At 43.3% G+C, this 26,137-nt stretch carries 27 protein-coding genes; 20 read left to right on the top strand and 7 right to left on the bottom strand.

Annotated features, from left to right (window positions below):
* The 3 genes from ABIL00_06025 to ABIL00_06015 all read left to right on the top strand — a co-directional run.
* Positions 1–749 (top strand): hypothetical protein (locus ABIL00_06025; protein ID MEO0110312.1); only part of this gene is annotated, 749 nt, incomplete at its 5' end.
* A gap of 122 nt (positions 750–871) precedes the next feature.
* On the top strand, positions 872–1,021 hold the full coding sequence (locus ABIL00_06020) for a hypothetical protein (GenBank protein MEO0110311.1): 150 nt from the start codon (positions 872–874) through the stop codon (positions 1,019–1,021).
* Positions 1,022–1,123: 102 nt separating this feature from the next.
* Positions 1,124–1,261, top strand: a complete 138-nt coding sequence (locus ABIL00_06015) for a hypothetical protein (GenBank protein MEO0110310.1) — start codon at positions 1,124–1,126, stop codon at positions 1,259–1,261.
* Between the two features lie 333 nt (positions 1,262–1,594).
* On the opposite strand, the gene ABIL00_06010 is transcribed toward ABIL00_06015, so the two are convergent.
* Complete coding sequence (locus tag ABIL00_06010; GenBank protein MEO0110309.1) at positions 1,595–2,278, bottom strand: hypothetical protein; 684 nt, start codon at positions 2,276–2,278, stop codon at positions 1,595–1,597.
* Positions 2,275–4,137, bottom strand: a complete 1,863-nt coding sequence (gene mnmG / locus ABIL00_06005; protein MEO0110308.1) for a tRNA uridine-5-carboxymethylaminomethyl(34) synthesis enzyme MnmG — start codon at positions 4,135–4,137, stop codon at positions 2,275–2,277. Before mnmG ends, ABIL00_06010 begins: the two co-directional genes overlap by 4 nt.
* 106 nt (positions 4,138–4,243) lie before the next feature.
* Here mnmG and ABIL00_06000 point away from each other — a divergent pair, with 106 nt between their 5' ends.
* From ABIL00_06000 to tpiA, 4 genes are all read left to right on the top strand, one after another.
* The gene (locus tag ABIL00_06000; protein ID MEO0110307.1) at positions 4,244–4,567 is read left to right on the top strand and encodes a hypothetical protein; all 324 of its coding nucleotides are present in this window, start codon (positions 4,244–4,246) and stop codon (positions 4,565–4,567) included.
* 581 nt (positions 4,568–5,148) lie between these two features.
* Positions 5,149–6,165, top strand: a complete 1,017-nt coding sequence (gene gap, locus ABIL00_05995) for a type I glyceraldehyde-3-phosphate dehydrogenase (protein ID MEO0110306.1) — start codon at positions 5,149–5,151, stop codon at positions 6,163–6,165.
* Positions 6,153–7,325 (top strand): phosphoglycerate kinase, encoded by a 1,173-nt coding sequence (locus ABIL00_05990; protein MEO0110305.1) that lies wholly within the window; start codon positions 6,153–6,155, stop codon positions 7,323–7,325. Before gap ends, ABIL00_05990 begins: the two co-directional genes overlap by 13 nt.
* Positions 7,322–8,065, top strand: coding sequence for a triose-phosphate isomerase (tpiA, locus tag ABIL00_05985; GenBank protein ID MEO0110304.1), 744 nt, complete (start codon positions 7,322–7,324; stop codon positions 8,063–8,065). The genes ABIL00_05990 and tpiA overlap by 4 nt, the downstream gene beginning before the upstream one ends.
* Positions 8,066–8,072: 7 nt before the next feature.
* On the opposite strand, the gene acs is transcribed toward tpiA, so the two are convergent.
* Together acs and ABIL00_05975 are read right to left on the bottom strand one after the other, a co-directional pair.
* Complete coding sequence (acs, locus tag ABIL00_05980; protein ID MEO0110303.1) at positions 8,073–10,196, bottom strand: acetate--CoA ligase alpha subunit; 2,124 nt, start codon at positions 10,194–10,196, stop codon at positions 8,073–8,075.
* The gene (locus ABIL00_05975; GenBank protein MEO0110302.1) at positions 10,183–11,016 is read right to left on the bottom strand and encodes an MBL fold metallo-hydrolase; all 834 of its coding nucleotides are present in this window, start codon (positions 11,014–11,016) and stop codon (positions 10,183–10,185) included. The genes acs and ABIL00_05975 overlap by 14 nt, the downstream gene beginning before the upstream one ends.
* Before the next feature lie 274 nt (positions 11,017–11,290).
* Between ABIL00_05975 and ABIL00_05970 the strand changes: the two genes are divergently transcribed.
* From ABIL00_05970 to ABIL00_05910, 13 genes are all read left to right on the top strand, one after another.
* On the top strand, positions 11,291–11,611 hold the full coding sequence (locus ABIL00_05970) for a cupin domain-containing protein (protein MEO0110301.1): 321 nt from the start codon (positions 11,291–11,293) through the stop codon (positions 11,609–11,611).
* Entirely contained in the window at positions 11,608–12,210 is a 603-nt protein-coding gene (locus tag ABIL00_05965; GenBank protein MEO0110300.1) for a 2-oxoacid:acceptor oxidoreductase family protein, read from the top strand. Before ABIL00_05970 ends, ABIL00_05965 begins: the two co-directional genes overlap by 4 nt.
* Positions 12,188–12,514, top strand: a complete 327-nt coding sequence (locus tag ABIL00_05960) for a 4Fe-4S dicluster-binding protein (protein MEO0110299.1) — start codon at positions 12,188–12,190, stop codon at positions 12,512–12,514. The genes ABIL00_05965 and ABIL00_05960 overlap by 23 nt, the downstream gene beginning before the upstream one ends.
* A complete protein-coding gene (locus ABIL00_05955; GenBank protein MEO0110298.1) occupies positions 12,511–13,683 on the top strand; it encodes a transketolase C-terminal domain-containing protein in 1,173 nt (390 codons plus the stop codon). Before ABIL00_05960 ends, ABIL00_05955 begins: the two co-directional genes overlap by 4 nt.
* A 1-nt stretch (position 13,684) precedes the next feature.
* Positions 13,685–14,611, top strand: coding sequence for a thiamine pyrophosphate-dependent enzyme (locus ABIL00_05950; GenBank protein ID MEO0110297.1), 927 nt, complete (start codon positions 13,685–13,687; stop codon positions 14,609–14,611).
* Positions 14,608–15,144, top strand: coding sequence for an epoxyqueuosine reductase QueH (locus tag ABIL00_05945; protein ID MEO0110296.1), 537 nt, complete (start codon positions 14,608–14,610; stop codon positions 15,142–15,144). Before ABIL00_05950 ends, ABIL00_05945 begins: the two co-directional genes overlap by 4 nt.
* A gap of 25 nt (positions 15,145–15,169) precedes the next feature.
* The gene (locus tag ABIL00_05940) at positions 15,170–15,766 is read left to right on the top strand and encodes a uracil-DNA glycosylase family protein (GenBank protein MEO0110295.1); all 597 of its coding nucleotides are present in this window, start codon (positions 15,170–15,172) and stop codon (positions 15,764–15,766) included.
* Between the two features lie 29 nt (positions 15,767–15,795).
* Entirely contained in the window at positions 15,796–16,302 is a 507-nt protein-coding gene (gene cobO / locus ABIL00_05935; GenBank protein MEO0110294.1) for a cob(I)yrinic acid a,c-diamide adenosyltransferase, read from the top strand.
* A 745-nt stretch (positions 16,303–17,047) separates the two neighbouring features.
* Positions 17,048–18,019 (top strand): methylmalonyl Co-A mutase-associated GTPase MeaB, encoded by a 972-nt coding sequence (gene meaB / locus ABIL00_05930; GenBank protein MEO0110293.1) that lies wholly within the window; start codon positions 17,048–17,050, stop codon positions 18,017–18,019.
* Positions 18,003–19,592 (top strand): methylmalonyl-CoA mutase family protein, encoded by a 1,590-nt coding sequence (locus tag ABIL00_05925; GenBank protein ID MEO0110292.1) that lies wholly within the window; start codon positions 18,003–18,005, stop codon positions 19,590–19,592. The genes meaB and ABIL00_05925 overlap by 17 nt, the downstream gene beginning before the upstream one ends.
* A gap of 8 nt (positions 19,593–19,600) precedes the next feature.
* Positions 19,601–20,005 (top strand): cobalamin B12-binding domain-containing protein, encoded by a 405-nt coding sequence (locus tag ABIL00_05920; GenBank protein MEO0110291.1) that lies wholly within the window; start codon positions 19,601–19,603, stop codon positions 20,003–20,005.
* A gap of 15 nt (positions 20,006–20,020) precedes the next feature.
* Positions 20,021–21,904 (top strand): M6 family metalloprotease domain-containing protein, encoded by a 1,884-nt coding sequence (locus ABIL00_05915; protein MEO0110290.1) that lies wholly within the window; start codon positions 20,021–20,023, stop codon positions 21,902–21,904.
* Between the two features lie 57 nt (positions 21,905–21,961).
* The gene (locus ABIL00_05910) at positions 21,962–23,251 is read left to right on the top strand and encodes a replication-associated recombination protein A (protein ID MEO0110289.1); all 1,290 of its coding nucleotides are present in this window, start codon (positions 21,962–21,964) and stop codon (positions 23,249–23,251) included.
* Here ABIL00_05910 and ABIL00_05905 read toward each other — a convergent pair whose 3' ends face one another.
* From ABIL00_05905 to ABIL00_05895, 3 genes are all read right to left on the bottom strand, one after another.
* Entirely contained in the window at positions 23,252–23,986 is a 735-nt protein-coding gene (locus tag ABIL00_05905; protein MEO0110288.1) for an ATP-binding protein, read from the bottom strand.
* A 4-nt stretch (positions 23,987–23,990) separates the two neighbouring features.
* A complete protein-coding gene (locus ABIL00_05900) occupies positions 23,991–25,394 on the bottom strand; it encodes a phosphomannomutase/phosphoglucomutase (GenBank protein ID MEO0110287.1) in 1,404 nt (467 codons plus the stop codon).
* A 523-nt stretch (positions 25,395–25,917) separates the two neighbouring features.
* Complete coding sequence (locus tag ABIL00_05895) at positions 25,918–26,082, bottom strand: hypothetical protein (protein ID MEO0110286.1); 165 nt, start codon at positions 26,080–26,082, stop codon at positions 25,918–25,920.
* Positions 26,083–26,137: the final 55 nt, after the last annotated feature.

The raw sequence follows: 26,137 nt of genomic DNA, 5'->3' as shown, positions 1-26,137 counted from the left end.
CCGATGGCCTCTTCTATCTCCCAAAAGGAAAGGAAGAAGATTATCTCGCCTCGGTGCCGGTGGAGACAATTCCGGGAATCGGAGAGAAAAATTCCTTAATTTTGAAAGGGGCGGGAATAAAAACGATCGGCGATTTTCTAAAGGCAGAGATAACAACCCTCAATCGCTTGATGGGAAAATGGGCAGAAAAATTGAGAAAGAACTTAACCGAAGAGAAGGGGTTAGAGATAAGAGAGAGACCGAAGTCAATCGGCCGAAGTATTACCTTATTAAAGGATACAAGGAATTTAGAGATTTTAGAAAGGACCCTTTATGAACTTTTGAAAGAAGCGGCCAGTGAATTACGAGAATGGCAGGAGCAAGCGACAATTATTACCGTCCGAATCCGCTTTGAAGACTTTGCAACCATCACCCAGAGACAAAAGATTTCCCCAACCGATGCCCACCAGTTAATCTTTCCGAAAGCCAAGGAATTATTACACTCCTTAATAAAAAAGCGGGATGAAAAAGTCCGCCTGATTGGAATTACCCTATCGGGATTTACTACCTATCCTTTTCAACTCTCCCTTTTTCTCCCACCAGAAAGAGAGATTACTCTCCAAAGATTAAATAAGACCTTAGACCAAATCCGAAAGAAATGGGGCGAAGATAAAGTTCAAGAAGGAAGAATCTTCCGAAACGAGAAAAGAGAAGGGAAACCTTTAATCCCCTACCGCCAAATCTATCAAAGGGATAAAACCAACTTTTAAGCCCCGTTAATAAAAGATGGATACAAGCAAAGAGCGTGCCAGAATTAAAATTTTATTGAAATTAACCTAAAAATTTAGTGTCAGTAAATTGGGGGTATTTCCGTTATTATTATATAGGGAAGATGAAGACCTTAAACTCAAACTTCTTGGAGTTAAGTCGCTCGCCTTTGGCGAAGTCTCACTCGCCTTTGGCGAAGTCTCGCCTCAAAGAGGCGGATAAGACTTTTATAATCATCAGAAAAGAGATTGAGGAGGGATTATCGGGTAATTAGCACTTAATGAAAATGGCATTAAGCGTGAGATCTTTATCAAAAAGGAGGGGTTTACCTTTATAAAAAGGGGTGTAGCATACAGGGGATGGTATCGGGGATTTAATGGAAGAGATAATAGAAGTTATAAGAAAAGGGTTAATTTGGGATTTAATTGGAGATTTAATAAAGAGTTTAATTGAGAATTTAATAAATAGTCTAAAAGAGGGTATAAAGAGAGGGATAAATAGAAGCCTAAATTAGGGTATAATCCAAAGCCTAATCAGTGGTTTAATCCGAAGTCTAAATGGGAGCCTAATCCTAAGAGAAACTTTAAGGCGGGTGTTACCAAAATCAGCACCCCCAAAGGAGATACACCATGAGTATTTTTCTTAAAATCTCTAAGGGTAAGTGATAGTAAGGAATATTGGGTTCAGACATATTTCTCTTTCCATAAGAAGCGATTAGATTCTATATCTTTGCGGATTCGGTGGCGGCGGATAGATTATCCGGAGTTAGTGGTGGAGGTGATTGAGAGGGGTAAGTGCGGGAAAGGTTTAAAAATTTTCCACAAAATTTGACAATATCTCCGTTACTTCATCTCTTTTTTATTTTTGGCGAGCATGCCTTAACACAAAGACCGCAGATGTGTTGCGGAACATATTTCTTCTGAAACTCTTTGAGTAAAGAGAAGCATTTCTGGTGGTCAAAATCTTCTGGCCGCTCCTTAATCGCTTTCACCGGACAGGCCGAAAGGCAAGCAAAACAATCACCACAATTGAAATCAAAGGGTTGAGCATTAGTCAGTAAAGGTAAATCGGTTAAAATTGTTGCCAATCGCACCTGGGCTCCGTATTCCGGAGTAACTAAAAGGTTATTCCTGCCCAACCAACCCAAACCCGCAGCCATCGCTACCCTCTTATGAGAGAGATGTCCCCTCTGTCTTTCCCAATCTACGGTCTGGGAGGCGGGAATTGGTAAAGCCCAATAACCTTTCTCCTCAATCCAATTGGCAATCCTTAATGCCGAAGCATCCAAAAGGTAATTGACAACCTTATAGTGATGAAAATATAACTTGGTCGGATGGTCTTCTAAATCTTCCAGAATTGCCCTTGACAACCTGAGACCAATAGAAATGGCAAAGGGAAACTTTTTCAAAGTCTCTTCCCTTAAAAGGAAATCATTTTTTTCTATCCGAGAAAAATCACCAACCCCAAAAAGGGAAACCCCTAAACCCTGGGCAAAATCCTTTAAGAGTAGATAATTTTCTTCTTCCCTCATCTCTTTTTCAAATAAATCAATAAATTGAGAATCGCCGAAGGGGTAACCCCGGGAATGCGATAAGCCTGCCCCAGAGAGGTTGGTCTTATTTTACTTAACTTCTCCTTTACCTCATTAGAAAGTCCCTTCACCGAATGGTAGTCAAAATCCGGAGCGATTTTAATCTCTTCCAGTTCTTGAAATTTTTCTAAGTCCCTTTTCATCCTTTCAATATATCCTTCGTATTTCACATCAACCTCTACGGTTTGCGCCACCCTCTCTTCTATCTCTAAATTGGCATTGACCAATTCCTTTAGTTTAGACAAATCCATCTCCGGCCTTTTCAAAAGTTCAAAAAGGGAAATCGCCTCTTTTATTGGTGAGGTCTGCCAGGCAACCAATTTTTCATTTACCTCCTTCTTGGGATAGACCTTTGTCTCCTTTAACCAAGAGATTAGTCTTTCTACCTTCTCCTTCTTCTCCTTCACCTTCTTATACTGCTCTTCTTTTAGGAGACCAATTCGGTAAGCCCTTTCCGAAAGGCGCAAATCCGCATTATCATCGCGCAAAAGAAGCCGGAATTCTACCCGAGAGGTGAACATCCGATACGGTTCATTCGTGCCCTTGGTAATCAAGTCATCAATCAAGACCCCGATATAACCTTCACTCCTTGAGATGAGAAAAGGCTCTTTCCCTTTTGCGAAATGAGCCGCATTTATCCCGGCGATAATCCCTTGGGCAGCTGCCTCTTCGTAGCCCGTGGTGCCGTTAATTTGTCCGGCAAAAAATAGACCGGAATAAAGTTTTGTCTCTAAGGTTGGTTTTAATTGGGTTGGGTCAGAATAGTCATGTTCAATCGCATAGCCCGGCCTTAAAATCTCTGCCTCCTCCAAACCTTCAATACTTCTCACCATCTTAATCTGAACATCAATCGGTAGACTGGTTGAAATTCCGTTGGGATAAAACTCAAAGGTATTTAACCCTTCGGGTTCTAAAAAGACCTGATGGTGCTCTTTCTCGGAAAATTTCACCACCTTATCCTCAATTGAGGGGCAGTATCTCACTCCGGTCCCTTTGATTATCCCCTGATATAAGGGGGAACGGTCAAGACCAGATTTCACAATCTCGTGGGTTTTGGGATTGGTGTAGGTGATGTAACAGGGTAGGTAATTTTTAACCGGAAAATCAGTCCAGAAAGAGAAGGGAGAGGGGGGTTCATCGCCATTTTGCACCCCGAGGCGAGAAAAGTCAATCGTTCGCCCATCAAGGCGGGGTGGGGTTCCAGTCTTAAACCTTCCCATCTTAAACCCCAATTCTGATAAATTTTTGGCTAAGAAAATAGATGCCATCTCCCCCATTCTTCCCCCGGGGAAATTTTCTAAACCGATATGAATTAAGCCGGAAAGGAAAGTGCCCGGGGCTAAGACAATCGCCTTCGCAAAAAATCTTTCTCCGAAACTGGTCTCCACCCCAACCGCTCGCTTACCTTCGGTAAGAACTTTTATCACCTCCGCCTGTTTGATAAATAAATTAACTTCTTTTTCTAAGACCTCCCTCATCTTCACCCGGTATTGAAGTCGGTCTGCCTGGGCTCTTAAAGAGCGAACCGCCTGTCCTTTTTTGGTATTTAAGTAGCGGAACTGGATTCCCGCCCGGTCAGTAACCTTTGCCATCTCCCCACCCAAGGCATCAATCTCCTTGGTCAACTGTCCCTTACCAATCCCGCCGATTGCCGGATTACAAGACATCTGGCCAATTGTATCCAAATTTAAGGTCAAAAGCAAAGTTTTACAGCCTAAACGGGCGGAGGCTAAGGCCGCTTCGCAACCCGCATGACCACCCCCAACCACAATCACTTCGTAAAGACTTCTTTTATCCATATCACTTTATTCTAAACTTTAACCTCATTCCGTCAAGGTCTCATCAATAATAATTAGCAATTGACATCTTTTTATATTTTGCTATACTCCAAAGTTGGAGGACAATATGAAGCGGTTATTTCTTTTCTTATTTCTAATACTTTTTATCGGTTGTTATCCGGTCTCTATTGTCAGTCCGGCGGGGAAAAAGACGATTCTCCTTTCCGAAACTGACCAGACAACCTTTAAAACGAGCAAAAGGGTCTGGTATGTCCTATGGGGACTGGTGCCGATTACTGATAATTCCACCGCGGACATAATTTCCAAATACAACTTAGAGAACGTCAAGGTGACAACGCATTTTGAAATCGTGGACTACCTTATCAGCGCGGTTCTGGGTAGTTTCTCAATCCAAACGAAAACGGTGGTTGTGGAAGGAAACCAGAAATAAAGGGAAGGAAAGAAAAGAACAAGAGGGGCGAATTCTCTTCGCCCCTCTTATACTGTTTATAGAGATCGTAACCACCACAAAGTTGGAAACTTCTATCTTATCTAAGATGCCGGAGGAAATAAAGAAATGTTCGGATTAATTCTAAGATACTTCTCCGCCCTCATACCATTCAATTCTTTACCAAAATTATAAAATACTCACCATCCACCCGATGACCCCTCGCCCCATCTCTTCCTTTTTCTTTCTAACCCCTGTCCCCTCTGCCCTAAAAGCCCTTAACCATAAAAGCACGAAAATGATATAAGCGATAAACCGAAGCCGAGTCCCGTATAGAAGATAAAAAGAGGTTTATTTGGCAAGGTCTCACCATCAACGACAACTATAATTCGTTTAGTCAAAAACCTCTATAACCACCTTTTCTATCACCGGTGGGGTTTTACTAAAAAATCTTTCGGGCAAGGATTGGGTCTATTAAAGATTTTGCCAAGGTTTTTTGCAAAGAATTGACAAGTATTTATTTTTCCTATAAGATTAAGTTTATAGAAATTTTAAGCCAAGAAGTGAAGAAGACGGAGGTCTTTATGGCAAAAAGGGTTGGTATTAACGGCTTCGGCAGGATTGGCCGGTTGGTTTTAAAGATTGGTTATCAAGAAAAGGATTTGGATTTTGTGGCAATAAATGATGTGGCAAAGTCCGAAGTTTTAGCCCATCTCTTTAAGTATGATTCCGTCCATCGGATTTTTCCCGGGGAGGTGAAAGCCAGGGAAAATTCCTTTTTCCTTAATGGTAGAGAGATTAGGGTCTTCACCGAGAAGGAACCGGAGAATTTAAAATGGAAAGATTTAGGGGTGGAGATTGTGGTGGAGGCGACCGGTAAATTTTTAACCTTTGAAGATTGTCAAAAGCATTTGGAAAATGGCGCTAAGAAGGTCGTGATTACTGCTCCTCCCAAAGGGGAGAAACCCATTAAGTCAATCGTAATGGGTGTCAATGAAGAAACTTATAATCCGAGAGAAGACCATATCATCTCCGCTGCCTCTTGCACCACCAATTGTGTTGTGCCGATAATAAAGATTCTTCATGAGAATTTTAAGATCATTCGGGGTTATATGACAACTATCCATGCCTATACCAACGATCAAAGAATCTTAGACTCTCCCCATAAGGATTTAAGACGGGCGAGAGCCTGCAACCTTTCTATGATTCCTACGACTACGGGAGCTACGAAGATGATTGGGGTTATCTATCCGGAATTAAAAGGGAAGATTGATGGTATCGCCGTTCGGGTACCCACCCCAGATGTCTCATTTATTGACCTTTCCTGCGAGGTGGAGAAGAGAACGAGTAAAGAAGAGGTGAATGAGGTTTTTAGAAAGGCGAGCGAAGGGAAGATGAAACGCTACCTCCAATATCTTACCGAACCCTTAGTTTCTATTGACCTCACCGGTTCTCCCTACTCTGCCATCTTTGATTCCCTTCTCACCACGGTTGTTGATAAACATTTAGTTAAGGTCTTTGCCTGGTATGATAACGAATGGGGCTATTCCCATCGGGTGGTTGATTTAATAAAATACGTAGTTGAGAGATGGCAAGACTAATAGATTTACCCTTAAAAGGAAAGAGGGTATTTTTAAGGGTTGACTTTAATTGTCCATTGGACGAGAAAGGTAATATCACCGATGATACGAGAATCCGTGCTTCTCTACCAACAATTGAATATATCCTTAAAGAGGGTGCCATTCCCATCATCGCCTCCCATCTCGGTAAGCCTAAGGGAAAGTTTGACCCGAAATACAGCCTGAAACCGATAAAAGAGAGATTATCGCAACTTCTCTCCCGAGAAGTGGTCTTAACTCCCAACTGTATCGGAGAAGATACAGAAAGAATTATCCAGAAAGCCCAGATTGGTGATATTATCCTTTTAGAAAATCTCCGTTTCCATCCCGAAGAAGAGAAGAACGATTTGGCCTTTGCCCAGCGATTAAGGAACTTGGCTGATTTCTATGTGAATGATGCCTTCGGTTGTGTCCATCGCGCCCACGCCTCAGTAGATGCCCTTCCCCGATTGTTTCCCAATCCGGTTCCTGGTTTTTTACTGGAGAAGGAGATAAGTTTTCTCTCCAAGATAATCTCTTCTCCGACCAAACCTTTCGTGGCGATAATTGGCGGGGCAAAAATTTCCGATAAGTTGGGCGTGATAAAAAATCTCTTACCAAAGGTTGATTACATTCTCATCGGCGGGGGGCTCGCTTTCAATTTCGTCAAGGCGAAGGGATACGAGATTGGCAATTCGGTATTTGAACCAGATAGGTTGGAAGAGGCGAAGCATCTTTTATTGGAGGCGAAGGTTAAAACTCCAAAGGATTTTCTGGTGACGAATAAAGTTGCGGCAGATGCGGAAATAAAGATGGTTAAAGAAAACGAAATCCCTTCTTCTTGGATTGGAGTTGATATCGGCAAAGAGACGATTGAAGAATATAAAAAGGTACTGGAAAACGCAAATACGATTGTCTGGGCTGGACCTTTAGGAATTTTTGAATATGAAAAATTCTCTTATGGCACAAAGGAGATTGCCCAGGCACTAAAAGAGGCAACGGCAAGAGGCGCCACCACAGTAGTCGGGGGTGGTGATACCGCAGCGGCACTGAAGAAGTTTGGTTTAGGGGATAAGGTAAGTCATATCTCAACCGGGGGCGGTGCTACTTTAGAATTCTTAGAAGGTAAAGAACTACCAGGCATTGTCGCCTTGAAAAGATGATTCCTTTAATTGTGGGTAATTGGAAGATGAATAAGACACCTCGGGAGGCAAAGGAATTAGCGAAGGAGATAAAAGAAAGTTTGTGGGATACAGAAGGGAGAGAGGTTGTCATCTGCCCCCCTTTCACTTCCTTACCGGTGGTGAGCGAAATAATTAAAGGTTCTCTTCTGAAACTGGGTGCCCAGAATATGCACTACGAATTAAAGGGTGCCTATACCGGAGAGATCTCAGGGGAATTTCTGAAGGAGATTGGTTGCCAATATGTGATCATTGGCCATTCGGAGAGGCGGAAGTATTTTAAGGAAGATGACGAGTTTCTTAATAAGAAATTAAAGACCGCTCTCAAAATTGGCCTCTTCCCCATCTTCTGTGTGGGGGAGGAATTGAAGGAAAGGGAAGAGAAAAAAACTTTTGCGGTAATTGGAAATCAAATAAGGAAAGGGTTAGAGGGAATTGAAGAGGTTGACCGAATCACCATCGCCTACGAACCGGTCTGGGCGATTGGTACCGGCAAAAATGCTACTCCCGAGCAAGCAAGTGAGGTCCATAGTTTCATTAGAGAACTAATCGCTAAACTTTACAATCAAGAAGTGGCTCAGAAGATTAGAATAATTTATGGGGGGAGTGTCACCCCGGAAAATATCGACTCTCTAATGGCAAAGGAAGAAATTGGTGGTGTCTTAGTTGGTGGTGCCAGTCTGAAGGCAGAATCTTTTGTTAGGATTGTAAAATTTTCTTAAGCAAAATTTATTCTCTCAGTTTAATTCGGGCATCAATGGCATACGCCCCCTTCCCTTCCTCAAAGACGAGAAATGGGTTAATGTCAATCTCCTCAAACTCATCAAAATCGGTAACCAATTGGGATAACCTTTCTAAGACCTCTACCAACCTTTCAATATCCGAAGGCTTTTCACCCCGAAAGCCCTTTAGAATAGGATAGCCTCTTATTTCTCTCACCATCGTCTGAGCAGAAAGTTCCCGAATCGGTGCCACACGGAATGAGACATCCTTCAAAACTTCCACATAAGTACCACCCATACCAAACATTAATAAAGACCCAAACTGGGGATCACGTTTCATTCCTAAAATCACCTCTTTCCCTCCTCTCATCATCTTTTGGAGTAAAACTCCAACGATTTCCGCTTCTGGTTTTCTTGCCTTCACATTCGCCAAGAGTTTTTCGTAGGCATCTTTCAGTTCAATGCGATCTTTGATATTCAAGATCACCCCTCCCACATCAAACTTATGAATAATCTGAGGAGAGACAATTTTTAGGACTACCGGATAACCAATCGCCGCCGCCTTCTCCTCGGCTTCCGAAAGGGATTGGGTTAAGAAGAAGGGGGCGACCGGAATTTTATAAGCAGAAAGTAAAGAATAGGCATAAGGTTCTAAAAGCCAATTTTCCCTTCTCCGCCGGGCTAAACCAATAATCTCCCTAACCCGCTCTCTCTCCACATCAGCAAAAACTTTTATTTCCGTCCTCGGACGATTTAACCACTCACCGTACTCACAAAGAACCGAAAGAATTTTTGCCGCCACTTCGGGGAAGCGGTAGTTAGGAACCTTCTCCCTTTCCATCTCTCGGGAGACCGCTTTATGCTCTTCTAAGGAAAGAATACAGCCGATAATCGGTTTTTCCGTGGAGGGGGCAATCTCGGCAATGGCGCGGGCTATTGTTTTCGTATCTTCCATCAAGGTTGGGGTCCAGGTGGCAATAACTCCAGAAACCTCTTCGTCTTCTAAGACAATTCTGAGGGCGGAACTATACCTTTGGGCATTGGCATCACCGATCACATCCACCGGATTTTGAATATTGGCGGTGGGAGGGAGAATCTTTTTTAATTTCTCCTTCGTCTCATCACGTAAAGATGCCAATTCCAAACCATTCCGAATTGCGGCATCGGTTGCCATTATGGCAATACCCCCCGCGTTGGAGACAATCGCAATCTTTTTACTCTTGGGGATGGGCTGCATAGAGAAAGCCTTGGCACAATCAAACAGTTCATTTAAGTTGTCAAGTCTTATTATCCCGCATTGGTTAAAGAAGGCATTATAAGCCTCATCAGAACCAGCCAAGGCTCCAGTGTGAGAAGAAGCGGCTTTTGCCCCTTCCTTAGTGCGACCGGACTTCACCGCCAAAATCGGCTTTTGGTACCGGTCGGTAATCTCCCGGGCAATTTTTAAGAAGGTCTTCGGCTCTTTTAAGTCTTCTAAATACAAGAGGATGACCTTAGTCGTCTCGTCGTCTTTCAGATAAAAGAGCAGTTCGTTTTCCGAGATATCCGCCTTATTTCCGATAGAGACAAACTTTGATAATCCAATCTCTTCTGCTTCGCAATACTCCAAAGCTGCTCCGCCAACCGCCCCACTCTGGGAGATGAAGGCGATGTTTCCAGAATTGGGCATAATCCGGCCGAAGGTGGCATTCATCTTCGTCTCCGGATGGGTATTAATTAGACCGAAGCAATTCGGTCCAATCATTGCAATCCCGTAACGGTCAGCAATCTCTTTCACCCGCCTCTCCAATTGTCGCCCTCGTTCGCCAATCTCCTTAAAACCGGCACTGATCACAATTGCTCCTTTCACCCCTTTCTGACCACACTCTTCCATCACAATTGGCACCTCACTCGCCGGGACAATAATTACCGCCAAGTCAATCGGGTCGGGGATGGTGGTGACTGAAGGATAAGCCTTCACCCCCAGAATACTCCTTGCCCGGAGATTAACTGGATAGACAACCCCCTGAAAACCATTGAAGAGGATATTGGCAAATGTTGCCCTCCCCAGACTTCCTTCGCGAGAGGAAGCACCGATTACCGCGATTGAGGAAGGGGCGAAAAGGTATTTTAGATTTTCAATCTTTTTCATAGGATGCCAACTCCCCCTTTTTGCCAAAATAACCGATCGCCACCTTCGGATCGTGCTCAAAAACCATCAGCCACCTCTCCGCTTTCGCCCGGGCTAAAAATTCCTCCTTCTTCTTCATCGTAACCAAGGGAAATAGGTCATAACCCATAATGTAAGGAATGTTTAAGTGGCTAACTGTGGGAATTAGGTCTCCCCAATAGACAATCTTCTTCTCTTTGGTAGTGATTAGAACAATCTGGTGCCCTTCCGTGTGACCACCGGTGAGAATTACCTCTACTCCTTCGGTTACTTGGTAATCACCGGTGATAAGAGAAAGATTGCCGTAGTCTCTTAAGGGCAAAAAGTTTTCTTTTAAGTAACTCGCCCGGGACCGACAATCCGGTTGATTGGCCGCCTGCCACTCCTTCTCTTGAATTAGATATTTTGCCTTAGGAAATTTGGGTAAAACCTCTCTTTTCTCATCATATTGAGTATTGCCTCCTGCATGGTCAAAATGGAGATGGGTATTGATGACAATATCAATATCCCTGGGGTTAATTTTTAATTCCGCCAAAGATTTCTCAAGCCCCCCTGCCTTATCAACTTTATAAATATCGGAAAACTTCTCATCAAACTTATCGCCAATCCCGGTATCAATTAGAATGAGACAATCCGGTGTTTTCACCAGAAGGGTTCTGAGCGCTAAAGTAATGCGATTTTTTTCATCGGCGGGATTAGTCCTTTGCCAAAGCACCTTAGGAATGATTCCAAACATCGCTCCGCCATCCAGGGCGAAATAGCCATCAAGAATTGGATAAATCTCAAAATTACCAAACTTCATTAAAGAGCTTATTAAAAATAATAATAAAGTCAAGGTCTATTTTTGGGCCCTCATATTTTTCCGCCTTAAAATCTTGGCAGGGTGCCGCAATGCCAATGGCTAAAAATAGATTTTAAAAGATAAAAGCCATTCCCATAAGGTTTCTTGGTAGGACAGACGGGGGTAAATTCCTTTCCTTTTCTTATTTAAAGTTAAGGATTTGGGGATGGTCCGATATCAGGAAAAGGCAGAAAAAGATTTGACTTTTCCTTTTTCCTCTTTATAATCCATTTTTATGAATTTGATTAATTGGCAGAAAGAGGCAAAAACCCTGAAGGGGGTTTGGCAACCGAAAGAGATTGCCTTTGTTGATGATCATCGGGTTGTCATTTCGCGCTTTTTGGGTGAATACGAATTCCACAAGCACGACTCTGATGAATTCTTTTTGGTCTTATCAGGAGAGATTGCTATTGAGACGAAAGATAAAGAGTTCCATTTGCAAGCCGGGGAAGGGTTGTTATTACCCAAGGATACTTTCCATCGCTCTAAGGCAAAAAGGGAGGCAATCGTTTTAATGTTTGAAAGGAAAGACTTAAAAACCTTCTTTGAAAAATGAAAGAGAAAATTTTAGAAATTAGATGGCACGGTCGGGGAGGGCAAGGAGCAAGGTTAGCGGCCCTCTTTTTTGGCGAAGCGGTGATGTCTACTGGGAAATACATTCAGGCATTTCCGGAATTTGGTCCCGAGAGGATGGGGGCACCGGTTGTTGCTTATAATAGAATTTCCGACTTTCCTATCCGAAACCATTCCGGGATAAAAAATCCGGACATCTTGGTGATTTTAGACCCAACCCTTTTTTCTGCCTGTGATGTTTTAACCGGATTAAGGGACGATGGGATAATTTTAATCAATACCGCAGAAACACCAGATTTAGTAAGAGAAAAATTAGGCCTTCAGAATAAAAGAAATAAGGTTTGGACGGTTGATGCCTCGCAAATCTCTCTTTCTTTGATTAAACGCGATATTCCTAATACCCCGATGCTCGGTGCCTTAGTGAAGGTGATTAATCATTATCAACTTTTAGAGATTGAGTTCTCTTCGGTGCTAAATTCTTTAAGAGGTAAGTTTTCCCAGAAGTTTCGGGGAAAAGAGGAATTGATTGAGGGTAATTTAAGTTCCGTGAGGCGGGCTTATGAAGAGGTCCGAGGAAGTTAAGAAAAATAAAGAGGGTTGCCTTTTAATCTCTTGGCGTAATTTGCCCTGCGGGGCAATTCTTACGGATACGAAAAAGATAAGGGAGAATAAGACGGGTGCCTGGCGGAGTTATCGCCCAATTTACGATGAGAAGAAATGTATCCAGTGCCTTAGCTGTTGGATTTACTGTCCGGATAGTTCCATTATCGTTAAAGATGGGAAAGTGGTTGGGATTAATTATGATTACTGCAAAGGTTGCGGAATTTGCGCCAGCGTCTGCCCAAAAAAGGTGCAGGCGATAAAGATGGAAAAGGAGAAGAAATGAAAAAGATTGTTGCTAAAACCGGAAATGAAGCACTCGCCTTTGCTATGAAGCAGATTGCACCAGATGTCGTTGCCGCCTATCCGATAACACCATCTACGGAAGTTGTCTATACCTTCTCTTCTTTTGTCGCGGATGGTGAGGTGGATACCGAATTTGTGGCGGTAGAAAGTGAGCATTCCGCAATCTCGGCTTGTATTGCCGCGGCGGCTTGTGGCGCCCGGGCAATGACCGCTACCGCCTCCCAAGGTTTGGCTTTAATGCATGAGATGCTATTTATCGCTTCCGCTTTAAGGTTGCCAATTGTGATGGCGGTTGTCAATAGAACCCTTTCTGCCCCCCTAAATATCCACTGCGACCATTCGGATTCTTTGGCTTCCAGGGACTCTGGTTGGATCCAACTCTTTTGCGCCAATTCCCAGGAGGCTTATGATACCTTAATTCAAGCGGTGAGGATTGCCGAAGAGTGTTATCTACCGGTTATGGTGACGATTGACGGTTTCATCCTCTCCCACTGTATGGAGCGGATTGAGGTTTTAAGTGATGAAGAGGTGAAGGACTTTATTAAAGAGTTTAAGCCAAACTATTCCCTTTTAGACGTTGATAATCCGATAACCGTTGGTCCGGCTTGTCTGCCTGATTCTTATTTTGAACATAAGAGGGCGGTTGCGGAGGCGATGAGGGAAAGCCTTCCGGTGATTGAGAAAGTAAGTAGAGAATTTGGAGAAAGGTTCGGTCGTTATTATGATATTATGGAAGGGTATGAGACAAAAGACTGTGAGGTGGCGATCATCGCCATGGGTTCCACCTATGAGACGGCAACGGTGGCGGTTGACAATCTGAGAGAAAAAGGGGAAAAAGTGGGGGTCTTTAAGTTAAAGACCTTCCGCCCCTTCCCTCACCAGAAAATCTTAAAGGAGTTAAGAGAAATTCCGGTCCTGGGGGTTTTGGACCGGGCAGAACCTTTATCTTCTTATGGGGGAATTCTCTATACGGAAATTAGAGCGGTTTTAGCCGATGAAAAGAAAAAACCCCTTACCGCTTCTTATATCTACGGCTTGGGGGGAAGGGAGATAACACCAGAGGAGATTGAGGAAGTGTTTGAGGAATTATTTCTTATAAAAGAAAAGGGTAAAAGTAAAGAAGAAGTTGGTTATATTGGAGTGAAATAAGATGGCATCACTAAAAGAATTGGTAAAGAGAAAAGAGTTATTCTCTTATGGTCATCGGGCTTGTGCTGGGTGCGGCGAGGTTTTAGCGGTGCGGCAGGTTTTATTGGCGGCTGGGGAGAATGTTGCCTGCGCGATGCCCACTGGATGTTTGGAGATTGTCTCAACCATCTATCCCCATACCGCCTGGCAGGTACCAATCTTCCATTCCGCATTTGAAAATGCTGCCGCCACTATCGCTGGAATGGAATCCGCGTATCGGGCATTAAAAAGAAGAGGGAAGATAACAAAGGAGATCAAGTTTATTGCCTTTGGTGGTGATGGTGGAACTTATGACATTGGTTTTCAAGCACTTTCCGGAGCAATTGAGAGACGCCATCGCTTCCTATACGTCTGCACCGATAACCAGGCTTATATGAATACCGGTATTCAACGCTCTTCGGCAACCCCATCTTTTGCCGACACCACAACCTCACCCGCAGGAAAAAAATTACCGGGCAAATTACAGCCGCGGAAGGATATCGTTGAGATCGTTATCGCCCATGATGTTCCTTATGCGGCGCAGACCACGGTCGCCTTCTGGAACGATTTGGTAACCAAAGTAGAGAAGGCGCTTTCCTATGATGGCCCAACCTTCATCAACATCTTGGTTCCCTGCCCTTTGGGTTGGGTTTATCCTACGGACCGGACGATTGAAATCTCCCGGTTGGCGGTAGAGACAAATTTCTGGCCCTTATACGAATACGAAAACGGTGTTTATCGCTTAAACTACGAACCCAAAGAGCGAAAACCGATTGAGGAATGGTTGAAGATGCAAGGCCGTTTTCGCCATCTCTTTCTGCCCGAGAATCAAAAATTGATTGAAGAGTTCCAGAGGGAGGTTGATGAGCGGTTTGCCCGGTTGAAGAGACGGGTGGCAATGAGCGGTTGAGAAATAAAATTCTCCTCCATACCTGTTGCGGACCTTGTGTTATTTATCCAATTGAAAAATTAAAAGAGAGTTACTCTCTAACCCTTTTCTTCTACAACCCTAATATCCATCCGGAAGAAGAATACGAAAAGAGATTAAAAGAGGCGAAAAAGGTGGCGGATTATTACCGAGTTCCTTTAATTTTAGCCCCTTACGAAAGAGAGAAATGGTTAGAAATGGTCAAAGGTTGGGAAGAAGAAAAGGAAGGGGGAAAGAGGTGTGAGGTCTGTTTTACCTTACGGTTAAGAGAGACCGCCCGGTTTGCGAAAAAGGAGGGATTTTTAATCTTTGGCACAACCTTAACCTCCGGTCGGCAGAAAAATGCGGAATTGATCAACCGGCTGGGTAGAGAGATTGCCGCAAAAGAAGGTTTAGACTTTTTAATTGCGGATTTTAAAGAGGGATTTCAAGTGGGTTTAACTATTTCTAAGAAACTTTCTCTTTATCGGCAAAAATATTGCGGCTGTATCTATTCCCAAAAGGGAAGTGGTTAAAACAGAGAAAAAGGACTTACGCGGGTTGGTAAAAAAGATTAAGGCTTGCCGGAAATGTTCTCTGCCTGAAGGTAGTTATCCGGTATTTTCCCCAGTCTTTTCTGCGAAAATCATTTTAATCGGACAAGCACCGGGAAAAGAAGAGATAGAAAAAGGAACCCCTTTTATTGGGAAGGCGGGGAGAAGGCTATTTGACTGGTTGGAAAAGGTTGGGATAAAAGAAGGGGATTTTCGGAAGAAGGTTTATATTACCCAGGTGATGAAATGTTTTCCCGGTAAAGGGAAGAGAGGAGATTTAAAACCAAAGGGAGAACATTTAGTTAACTGTCTGCCTTATCTTAGAGACGAGATTAAAAAATTGGACCCAAAAGTCTTGATTCCGGTTGGCTCTCTGGCAATAAATAATATCTTGGGCAGGAGAAGATTAAAGGAAGTAGTGGGCAAGATATTTGAAATTGACCTTTTGGGGAAGAAGAGGTTCGTTATCCCTTTACCTCACCCTTCTGGTCTCTCCGTCTGGTCTTTTAAGAGAGAGAATTTATTACGAATTGAAAAGGCGGTTAAAATTTTAAGTAAATACTTTTCATCCCCAGAGGCAAAAGATAGAATTAATCTTTCTTGACTTACTTCGCAATTGAGGTAGAATGGGGAATGATTCAGGTTTATACCGGAAACGGAAAGGGTAAGACAACCGCGGCCATCGGTCAGGCGATTCGGGCCTTAGGTCACAATTGGAAAATCTTAATGATTCAATTTATGAAAGGGGATGAATACGGTGAGATAAAGGTCTTAAAAAAACTCCCCAATATTACCGTCAAGCAGTTTGGACTTAAAACCTTTGTGAAGAAAGGGGAATTAAAACCGGATGATATAAAATTAGCCCGGGAAGGTTGGCAGTTGGCAAAGGAGGCGATTGAGAGTAGAAAATACGATATGATAATTCTTGATGAGTTGAATTGTGCCTTAGATTACGGTCTCTTAACAGTTAAAGAAGTTTTAACGGTTTTGCTCTCCGCACCAAGAGATTTAGAAATTATCATAACCGGTCGCTATGCTCCGAAGGAATTGATTGAAATTGCCGATTTGGCCTCCGAGATTAAAGAGATAAAACACCCTTTACAAAAAGGGGTGGTAAATCGGAGTGGCATTGACTACTGAATATAGTCGCCTGGGCTACTGAAGGTCTTGGTCCATCTGTTCCTAATCATTATTTAAGCAATTGCCCCTGTATTTCCATTTGACTTGCAGTGGCTACCAATAGGGTATCCAGTAAAAGTCATACCCGATAGGAAAATTCACTGTCAGAAATTAGGTGGTATCTCCGTTATTATTATATAGGGGTTAATTTGGGTTCTAATCCCAGCCCCAAAAGAGAAGTATGGAAGAGGCGATCTTAAGGGGATACGAGATAATGGTATGTTATCTTCGGGAGATAAGGATTAATAGCTTTACCGAGGATATGAAAATTTATTTATTCGGGATTAAGGAGGTGGAGCGGAGAAGTAGACCTTAACCAAAAATGGAGTTAAGTGAGAAGAATTTTATAAAACATGAGGGGTATTCCTTTATAAAATTGGGTGAAGCATACAGGGGATGGTATCAGGGATTTAACTAAGGACCTAATTTCCAACTTAATAGATAGCCTAACCTCTAAACTAATTCCCGGTCTTATTGAAGGTCTAATCCCAAAGGTAATAAAATGGGTAAGAAGGAGAATAAATGGATGCCTAATCCGAAGTTCAATCGGAGGTCTAATCAGGAACCTAATTGAGGATCTTAACCAGAAGTCTAATCAATGGTCTAATTCACTGCCTAATTATATTGAGTTACCGTCAACTTGACTTCTCACCCAATTCGGATAGAATAAAAAAGAGTTGGAGTTATCATTTGTGATTTTTGATTGATGGAAGAACTCTTGGCGCGATTTAATAAAGGAGAAGTCCGAGCCTTATCTCAATTAATCTCTTTGGTGGAAAACGATGCCGAAGAGGGTTTAGCAATCCTATCTCATTTATATCCGAGGATTGGTCGGGCTTATCGGATTGGTATCACCGGAGCACCAGGAAGCGGCAAGAGTAGCCTCATTGAAAGAATCGCCAACTCATTTTTAAAGGAAAACTTCTCTCTCGGTATTGTCTGCGTTGACCCTTCCTCTCCTTTTACCGGGGGTGCCATCTTGGGAGATAGAGTAAGGATGGCTTCCCTATTTTTAGAACCCAAGGTCTATATCCGGAGTATGGCGAGTCGAGGTTCTTCTGGTGGTCTTGCCTTCCGAACCAAGGAGGTTTGTGATATTTTAGATGCCTTCGGAAAGGATATTATTCTCATTGAGACGGTAGGAGTGGGTCAGGTTGAGATTGAAATCCAAAAGACCGCTTATACGGTAATTGTTGTCCTGGTTCCAGAATCCGGAGATACCATCCAAACCCTAAAGGCGGGTCTTTTGGAGATTGGCGATATCTTTCTAATAAATAAATCCGACCGGGAAGGAGCGGACCGGTTAGCCTTAGAACTCTCTGCTACCTTAAAAATGAAGGAGAATACCAACTGGCAGGCACCGGTAATTAAGACTTGTGCTTTAACGGGCGAGGGAGTGGAAGAAGTATTTCGGGAGATTGGAAGGCATCGCCAATATCTGACCGAAAACGGTCTCCTTGAGAAAAAGCGAAGGGAAAATATCATCTCGGAGATAAAGGATTTGACCGAAGAGAAAATTAAGAAGGAGATCTGGGAAAGGGAGGAGATAAAGAGGCTTTTCCCAGATTGGATAAAAGAGATTGAAAGGGGAAATTTAACACCTTTTACTGTGAGTGAGATGATTATTAAAATGGTAAAAGAAGAATTTGGCAGGAGGGGAAATGGAGAAGGAGTTTGAAACAATCTCGGGAATTCCTCTAAAACTTTTTTACACCCCAGAAGACTTGAAGGATTTTGTTTACGAAGAGAAGTTAGGAACTCCCGGAGAGTATCCCTTCACCCGAGGAATAAGGCATACGATGTATCGGGGTAGACTCTGGACGATGCGTCAATTCTCGGGTTTCGGTACCGCTAAGGATACTAATAAGCGTTACAAATTTCTTTTGGCGCACGGTGAGACCGGACTTTCCGTCGCCTTTGATTTTCCCACCCTTTACGGTCGGGATTCTGATGATCCATTATCCAAAGGCGAGGTTGGCGTTTGTGGCGTGGCGGTCTCTTCTCTGGCGGATATGGAGACCTTATTTGAAGGTATCCCCTTAGATAAGGTCTCAACATCCATGACCATCAACGGCCCAGCCGCGGTCCTTTGGGCGTTTTATATCGTGACCGCGGAAAAGCAAGGAGTGAAACCAGACCAGTTGCGGGGCACAATCCAAAATGATATCTTAAAAGAATATATCGCCCAGAAGTCCTGGCTATTTCCTCCCGAACCTTCTTTAAGAATCATCACCGACATTATGGAGTTTGGCTCCAAATACGTCCCCAAGTGGAATACCATCTCCATCAGCGGTTATCATATCCGGGAGGCGGGTGCCACTGCCATTCAGGAGTTGGCTTTCACTTTAATGGACGGGTTCACCTATGTGGAGGAGGGGATAAAAAGGGGGTTAGATGTTGATTCCTTTGCCCCCAGACTCTCTTTCTTCTTTGACTCCCATCTTGACTTCTTTGAAGAGATCGCCAAATTCCGGGCCGCAAGAAGAATCTGGGCGAGGGAGATGAAAAATACCTACCACGCAAAGAAAAAGGAATCACTCCTTTTGAGATTCCATACCCAGACCGCGGGTTGCACCTTAACCGCCCAGCAACCAGAAAATAATATCGTCCGGACCGCCTTCCAGGCATTACAGGCGGTCTTAGGGGGTACCCAGAGTCTACATACCAATTCTATGGATGAGACCTGGGCATTGCCCACCGAAAAAGCGGTTCTAATTGCCCTCCGTACCCAACAGATTCTTGCCTATGAGACGGGTATCCCCAGTGTCATTGACCCTCTTGCTGGTTCCTACTATGTAGAATACCTAACCGACCGCTTAGAAGAAGAGGCTTATAAATACTTTGCCAAGATTCGGGAGTTGGGCGGGATGGTGAAGGCGATTGAAATTGGTTATCCGCAGAGGGAGATCGCTGAAGCCGCCTATCGTTATCAGAAAGCAGTGGAAGAAAAGAGAAGAATCATCGTTGGCGTAAACGAATTTATCATTCCGGATGAGAAGTTGGAAATCCCCATCTTAAAAATTGACCCGAGGGTGGAAGAAGAACAGAGGGAGCGACTGGCGGAGTTGAGAAAAAAGCGGGATAATAATCAAGTGAATAAGACCTTAAAAGAGTTAAAAAGGGTGGCTCAGAGTAAGGAAAATATTATGCCGCCAATTTTGGAATGCGCCCGTGCTTATTGCACCCTGGGTGAAATCTGTGGTACCCTAAAAGAGGTATTTGGTGAATACCGGGAAACTCCGGTATTTTAGGAGGTAAGATGGGAAAGAAGATTAGAATTTTAATTGCCAAACCCGGTCTCGACGGTCACGACCGGGGCGCCAAGGTCGTGGCTCGGGGTTTGCGGGATGCCGGATTTGAAGTGATTTATACCGGTCTCCATCAGACCCCGGAGATGATTGTCCGGACCGCCATTCAGGAGGATGTTGATGCGATCGGCCTTTCAATTCTATCCGGTGCCCATATGACCCTCTTTCCTGAAGTTTTAAGATTATTGAAAGAAAATAAGGCAGAAGAGATTCATCTCTTTGGTGGGGGAATAATTCCTGAGGAAGATAAGGAGAAATTGTATGAGATGGGCATCGGTAAACTTTTCGGCCCGGGAACCACCATTGGGAAAATTGTAGAATATCTAAATCAAGTCTTTAAGGAAAAAGGGGATTAATCATCAGGAGGGAAGATGTTTCTTCTTTTAATTTTCCTTTTTAACTTAATCTTTGCGATGCCGCCCCGACCGGGTTCAATTGGACCAGAACCAGTCTTTCCCCCTGGAGTAGAAGTCCCTGGGGAAAATAAATTAAAAGGTTTCCGCACCTTAGAGACGGTCTGCATCCTAATGCAATTCCCGGATAATCGGGCAGATACCATCCGTCATTCACCCGCCCGTTTTGACTCAATGCTTTATTCTATCGGTGTCTATCATAATGCTCCTTACCGGCAGGGTAGCCTCACTGACTATTTCTTAGAGAACTCCTATGGTCAATATACTGTGTTAGGCGGCATCGCTGGCAACCGCTGGTTCACTTCCCAATATAACTACTCCCGGTATTATGATGGCAATTATATGCTCTCAACCGGCAGTCAGTTGGCGAGGGAGAATTGTCAGCAGGTTGACCAGTATGTTGATTTCCGACAATTTGACATAAATGGGGATAATCGGATTGATGCCCTCTTTATGGTTCACGCCGGACCCGGTGGTGAGGATACCAGAAATGTCAACCACTGTTGGTCCCACGCCATCCCCAGTTTCACCTATCAGACCAACGACGGGGTAACAATTTATGGGGTAACTAATGTCCCGGAGATAAATTTGGTAACGCCCGCCTTAGAAACTACCCTTTGCTGTATTGCGGTAATGTGCCACGAATTGGGTCATCTGGTTGGCTTGCCTGATCTCTATGACGGCACCCGCAACACCTGGGGGATCGGTTATTGGGGTTTGATGGGTTATGGTGCCTGGGGGGCGGGTGGCAATACCCCTTGGAGTCCTTCCCATATGGAAGCCTGGAGTAAGGTCCGAGCGGGATTTGTTACGCCAATTTTAATCACTCATGATACTTTTAACCTCAAAATTTTAGACATTGAGACCCATCCGGTCTGTTATAAAGTCTGGCGGCAGGGTTTAAATACCGATACTTGCTTCTATTTAGAAAATCGCCAGCAGAAAGGTTTTGATACCCCCTTACCTGGTCCGGGTCTTTTAATCTGGCATATTGACCCCGCCCAGGGTTCTTATCACAATATCGTTGACTTGGAAGAGGATTCAACCTTCCATCTTGACCACGGTACCGGTGTTCGTCCTGACCCCCATTATTATCACGAAGCCTTAGGCGATACCTCCGACCCTTTACCCGGTATCTGGCAGAGGTTGGTCTTTGATAATAATACCAAGCCGAATAGTCGGAATCGGGTAAATCAACCAACTAATGTTGGCGTGAGAAATATCCGAATGGTCGGTGATACGATAATCTGCGATATTACGCTCAGTGCCACGGTAAGAGATGTCGGCGTTCTCTCAATCGTTTCCCCGATCGGCACAGTTGATTCCGGAAGTATCATCATTCCCGCCTGCACCCTCTATAACTTTGGCACCACCACCGAAAACTATTCGGTGCGGATGAAGATTGGTAATTTCTATGATACCGTTGCCTTCGTTAATAACCACCAACCGGTGACTAAATACTATCTTACCTTTCCCAATTGGCTGGTCAACCAACCGGCGGGAAATTATTTAGTCTCTTGTTCTACCCAGTTGACCAATGATCTCAATAGAATAAATGATAAAAAGACCGACTCGGTAACCATTCGGGGATTGGTTGGGATTTCGGAAAAGGGAGAAGAAACTTTTCTTTTCAAACTAAGCCCCAAGAGAAGTTCCCTTACCATGGGTCACCAATTAGGGAAAGAATGGGCGAATTTAAAAATTTATAATGTCCTTGGAGAAATTGTCTATTCTGCCGAAAGGGAGAGATTTAATATCCAAAAGTTACCCCCCGGTATCTATTTCTTGATTCTCACTGAGAAAAATCATCTGGATAAAAGAAAATTGATTGTGATAAAATAAAAGAAGATCTTCCTGCTATTACTCTTGACAAAAAGAGAATCGAAATTATACTAATTTATGGAATTATTCCACCAGGGACCATTCCTTTCACCTCTCGCCGAAAGGTTAAGGCCTAAGGATTTGGATGAGCTTGTTGGTCAAGAGCACCTCTTAGGGAAGGATAAACCTTTTAGAAAGGTTATTGAGAAAGGGGAAATCTTCTCCATGATTTTCTGGGGTCCACCGGGTTCGGGTAAGACAACCTTGGCGCTCTTAATCGCTAAATATGCCAATGCCCATTTCATCTCTTTCAGTGCGGTCACTTCTGGGGTGGGTGATATCCGAAAGGTGATTCGGGAAGCCAATTATCAAGAAAAGATTTATGGCAAGCGGACGATTCTCTTCGTTGACGAAATCCATCGCTTCAATAAAGCGCAACAAGATGCCTTCCTCCCTTATGTGGAGAAAGGGAAAATTATTCTCATTGGTGCGACAACCGAAAACCCTTCTTTTGAAGTGATTGGTCCCCTCCTTTCCCGATGCCGGGTATTTATCTTAAATCCCTTGGGAGAGAAAGAGATAAAGACAATCTTAAAGCGGGCTTTAATAAGCGAAGAAGGGTTAAAGAAGTTTAATCCGGTGGTGAACGAAGAAGTTCTCAACTACATCGCAATTCTCTCTAATGGTGATGCCCGCCAAGCACTGAACATCTTAGAAATGGCGACAATGAGTGCCGAGGTGAAAGAGGGCAAGAGGAGAATAACAAAGAAGCTGATGGAAGAGATTGCGGAACGGAAATTTTTCTTATACGACAAGAAGGGTGAAGAGCATTATAACCTAATCTCCGCCTTTATTAAGTCAATAAGAGGCGGCGATCCGGATGCCGGACTCTACTGGTTAGCGAGGATGTTGGAAGCCGGGGAAGACCCATTATTCATTGCCCGGCGATTAGTCATTTTAGCCTCCGAAGATATTGGTAATGCGGACCCGCAAGCCTTAGTGATTGCCAATGCGGCAAAAGAAGCGGTAGAATTTGTCGGTTTACCGGAATGTAGTTTGGCATTAGCCCAGGTGGTCATATATTTAGCGCTGGCACCAAAGAGTAATTCTGTCTATCTCGCCTACCAAAAAGCAAAAGAGGATGCCTTAAATACCCATACTCAACCCGTTCCCTTACATTTAAGAAACCCGGCTACTCCTTTAATGCGGAGATTGGGTTACGGTAAAGATTACAAGTATCCCCATAACTATCCCGAAGGAAAGGTAGAACAGGAATATCTACCCAAAGCCTTAAAAGGCAGAAGATATTACGAGCCAAAAGGAGTGGGTTGGGAAAAGGAGTTAAAGAGAAGGCGGGAAAATAAATAATTATGGCAGATAATGGGTTTTTATATTCTTTATTCCCCAAAAGATATTATCCCGAATTCTGGGGTCCCTTCGGTAATAGGAAATTAAGATTCGCCTAATCCTCTCCCTTTCGGAAAGTTGGGCATAGGGGCAAGGATTTCTTATCGGTTTAATAGAAAAAACTTTGAGATAAGAGGCGATTATTTCTTCTGTGAAGAGGTATAATGGTCTTATAATATAAAACTTGCCTCCAAAGAAATCCTGTTTCGGCACAAAGGTAGAAATTTCCGCGGCGAAGAGAAGATTTAAGAAGAAGGTCTCATTCACATCTTCCCGGTGGTGGGCAAGGGCAATCTTATTTATTTTATTCTCTTCGGCAACAGTAAAGAGTGCTTTCTTCCGCTCCCGGGAACAGAAAAAACAGAAATCTTCACCAATCTTTTTCACCTTCTCCCCAATTGGTAAACTCTTTACGATATAACTAACCCCCAAATCCCGCAATCTCTTTTCTACTTGTTCTTTTGGCCAATTGGCAAAACCCGGATTGATGTGACAGGCAAGGATTTGCCAATTCTTCTTCTTTCGCTTATTATACTCATTAAAGATATGGAGAAGACAAAGGGAATCCTTACCACCCGAAACCCCTACCAAAACCTTCTCCCCATCCTCTAAGAGATGGTAATCTTCAATCGCCTTCTTAAACCAGCCAAAAGCAATTTTTATAATCGCCTTCGGTTCCTTTTTTACCTTAAACACCAATCTAAGAAGCGGGTATTTTAATATAGGAATATTTGCTAAGGAAGGATAAGAAGATTTCCCTTATCTCCTCCAATCTCTTTTCGGTTTTTCCTTCAAAGCGCAGGACCAAAATCGGTTGGGTATTTGATGCCCGTAAAAGTCCAAAACCATCCTCCCATTCCACCCTCACACCGTCAATATCAATTATTTCGCATTTTCTCCCTGCCAGTTTCTTAAAAAAGTATGCTTTTGCTTCCGCGACGATTTCAAACTTTTCCGCCTCCGGACATTCAATCCGAATCTCCGGAGTTGAGATATAATGAGGGATTTCGGAGGCGAGTTCTCTCAATCCCTTTCCCGTTTCCGAAACGATCTGCAATAATTTTAAGGAAGCGTAGAGCGCATCATCGTAGCCAAAATAATTTTCGCCAAAGAACATATGACCAGACATCTCTCCTGCCAAAAGGGCTCCTTCTTCTTTCATCTTTGCTTTAACCAAAGAATGGCCAGTCTTCCACATTATCGGTACGCCGCCAATCTGAGTGATATACTCTTTTAGACCCTTAGAACATTTCACATCAAAAACCACTTTCGCCTTCGGCACCCGCTTGATTAAATCCCGGGCAAAAATCCCAAGAAGTTTATCCCCCCGGACGATTTCGCCATCCTCAGCCACTGCCCCAATCCGGTCACCGTCACCGTCATAACCAATCCCCAAATCCGCATCCAATTCCGAGACCAAACTCTTTAGATCATTCATATATCTATCAACCGTCGGGTCGGGTAAATGAACCGGAAAGTTGCCATCCGGTTCTAAGTTGATAAAGGCCGGTTCAATGGGATAATCTCTCAATAACTCTTCTAAAAGAATCCCCACCGTACCGTTTCCTGGGTCAAAAACAACTTTTAATGAATTCTTAAACTTAATTCTCTCTTTTAGCGTCCCAATATAATCTGGGATTGGATTTCGGGAAGAGACCTTTCCTTCCCCTTGCTTAAATTTCCCCTCTTCAACTAACCTTCTTAACTTCTGAATCTCTTCGCCGTAGATTGTTGTCTTACCAAAACCAATTTTAAACCCATTATACTCTTTCTCATTGTGACTACCGGTAATTTGCATTCCCGCATTTTTATCGTAATGGAAAAGGGAAAAGTAAAAGACGGGTGTCGGAATTATCCCCAAATCAATCACATCCAGGCCAGTAGAAGTTATTCCGGCAATTAGGGCATTTCTTATCCTTTCCGAAGAGAGCCGGACATCCCGACCGATAAGAACTTCTGATAAATTCTCAATTCCGCACTCCGCCTTCCGCCTTTGGACATAAGTGCCGTACCCTTTACCGATTAGATAGACAACTTCATCAGTCAAATCTTTATCCGCAATCCCTCGAATATCATATTCCCGAAAGATATCTTTATTTATCATAATTATAAGATTATTCCTATTTTAGTAAAAGTCAATAAAGGTTATAAATCTAAGAATACCCGGAAAAGCTTTTCCAAGCAGTGGACGACAAAAAAAACTTTGGCAAAATCTTTTAATAAAGCCCCTCCGGCGATAGAAAAGATGGTTATAGAGATTTTTGACCAATTATACCAGTTTACCCTTGATTGAAATTCGGGGATTCGGCTTCGTTTATCGCTTATCTTCAATGGTTTGACCCTTACCCATTTTTAGTAGTTTTATGGTTAAGGGCTTTTGGGACAGAGGTGACAAAGAAAGATACTGAATGGTATGAGACCGGAGGTTAGATAAGATAGATCTTTCCGACCTTTGAGGTAGTCACGGTCTCTGTAAACACTAAAAATTCCAAACTTTCCAACTCTCTCTAAAAATTATCTGATCAGATAACTTTTTATTAAGGGAAAAATTGCTTTAAGTTTTTCATTATCAATAACTTAAAGGCATTTTGCTTAAAAGATAGGGGTCAGTTCCCTCTACGGCATCCTTAGGGGGCAGGAATGGGTAATTCTTTCCCTAATTTCTTTCCTAATTCCCTTCCTTCTCCCTTCCTCCATTCCTTCCCTAATTTCTCTTCCCATCCCTCTTCTCCTTTCTTCTCCCTTTTTTCTAAAACTCCCTCCCCTCCTTCCACTACCCGTCTCTTGCCCAATCTACTTAGACCTCACCTCCCCCCTTCTTCCCCCAATCGCCTTACGTCAATTTTA

This window comes from candidate division WOR-3 bacterium (assembly GCA_039801905.1).
Classification (GTDB): Bacteria; Hydrothermota; Tepidihabitantia; order Tepidihabitantales; family JBDRVQ01; genus JBDRVQ01.
The sequence above is the reverse complement of the archived record's forward strand: the minus strand, read 5'-3'. Positions and strand labels throughout refer to the sequence as shown.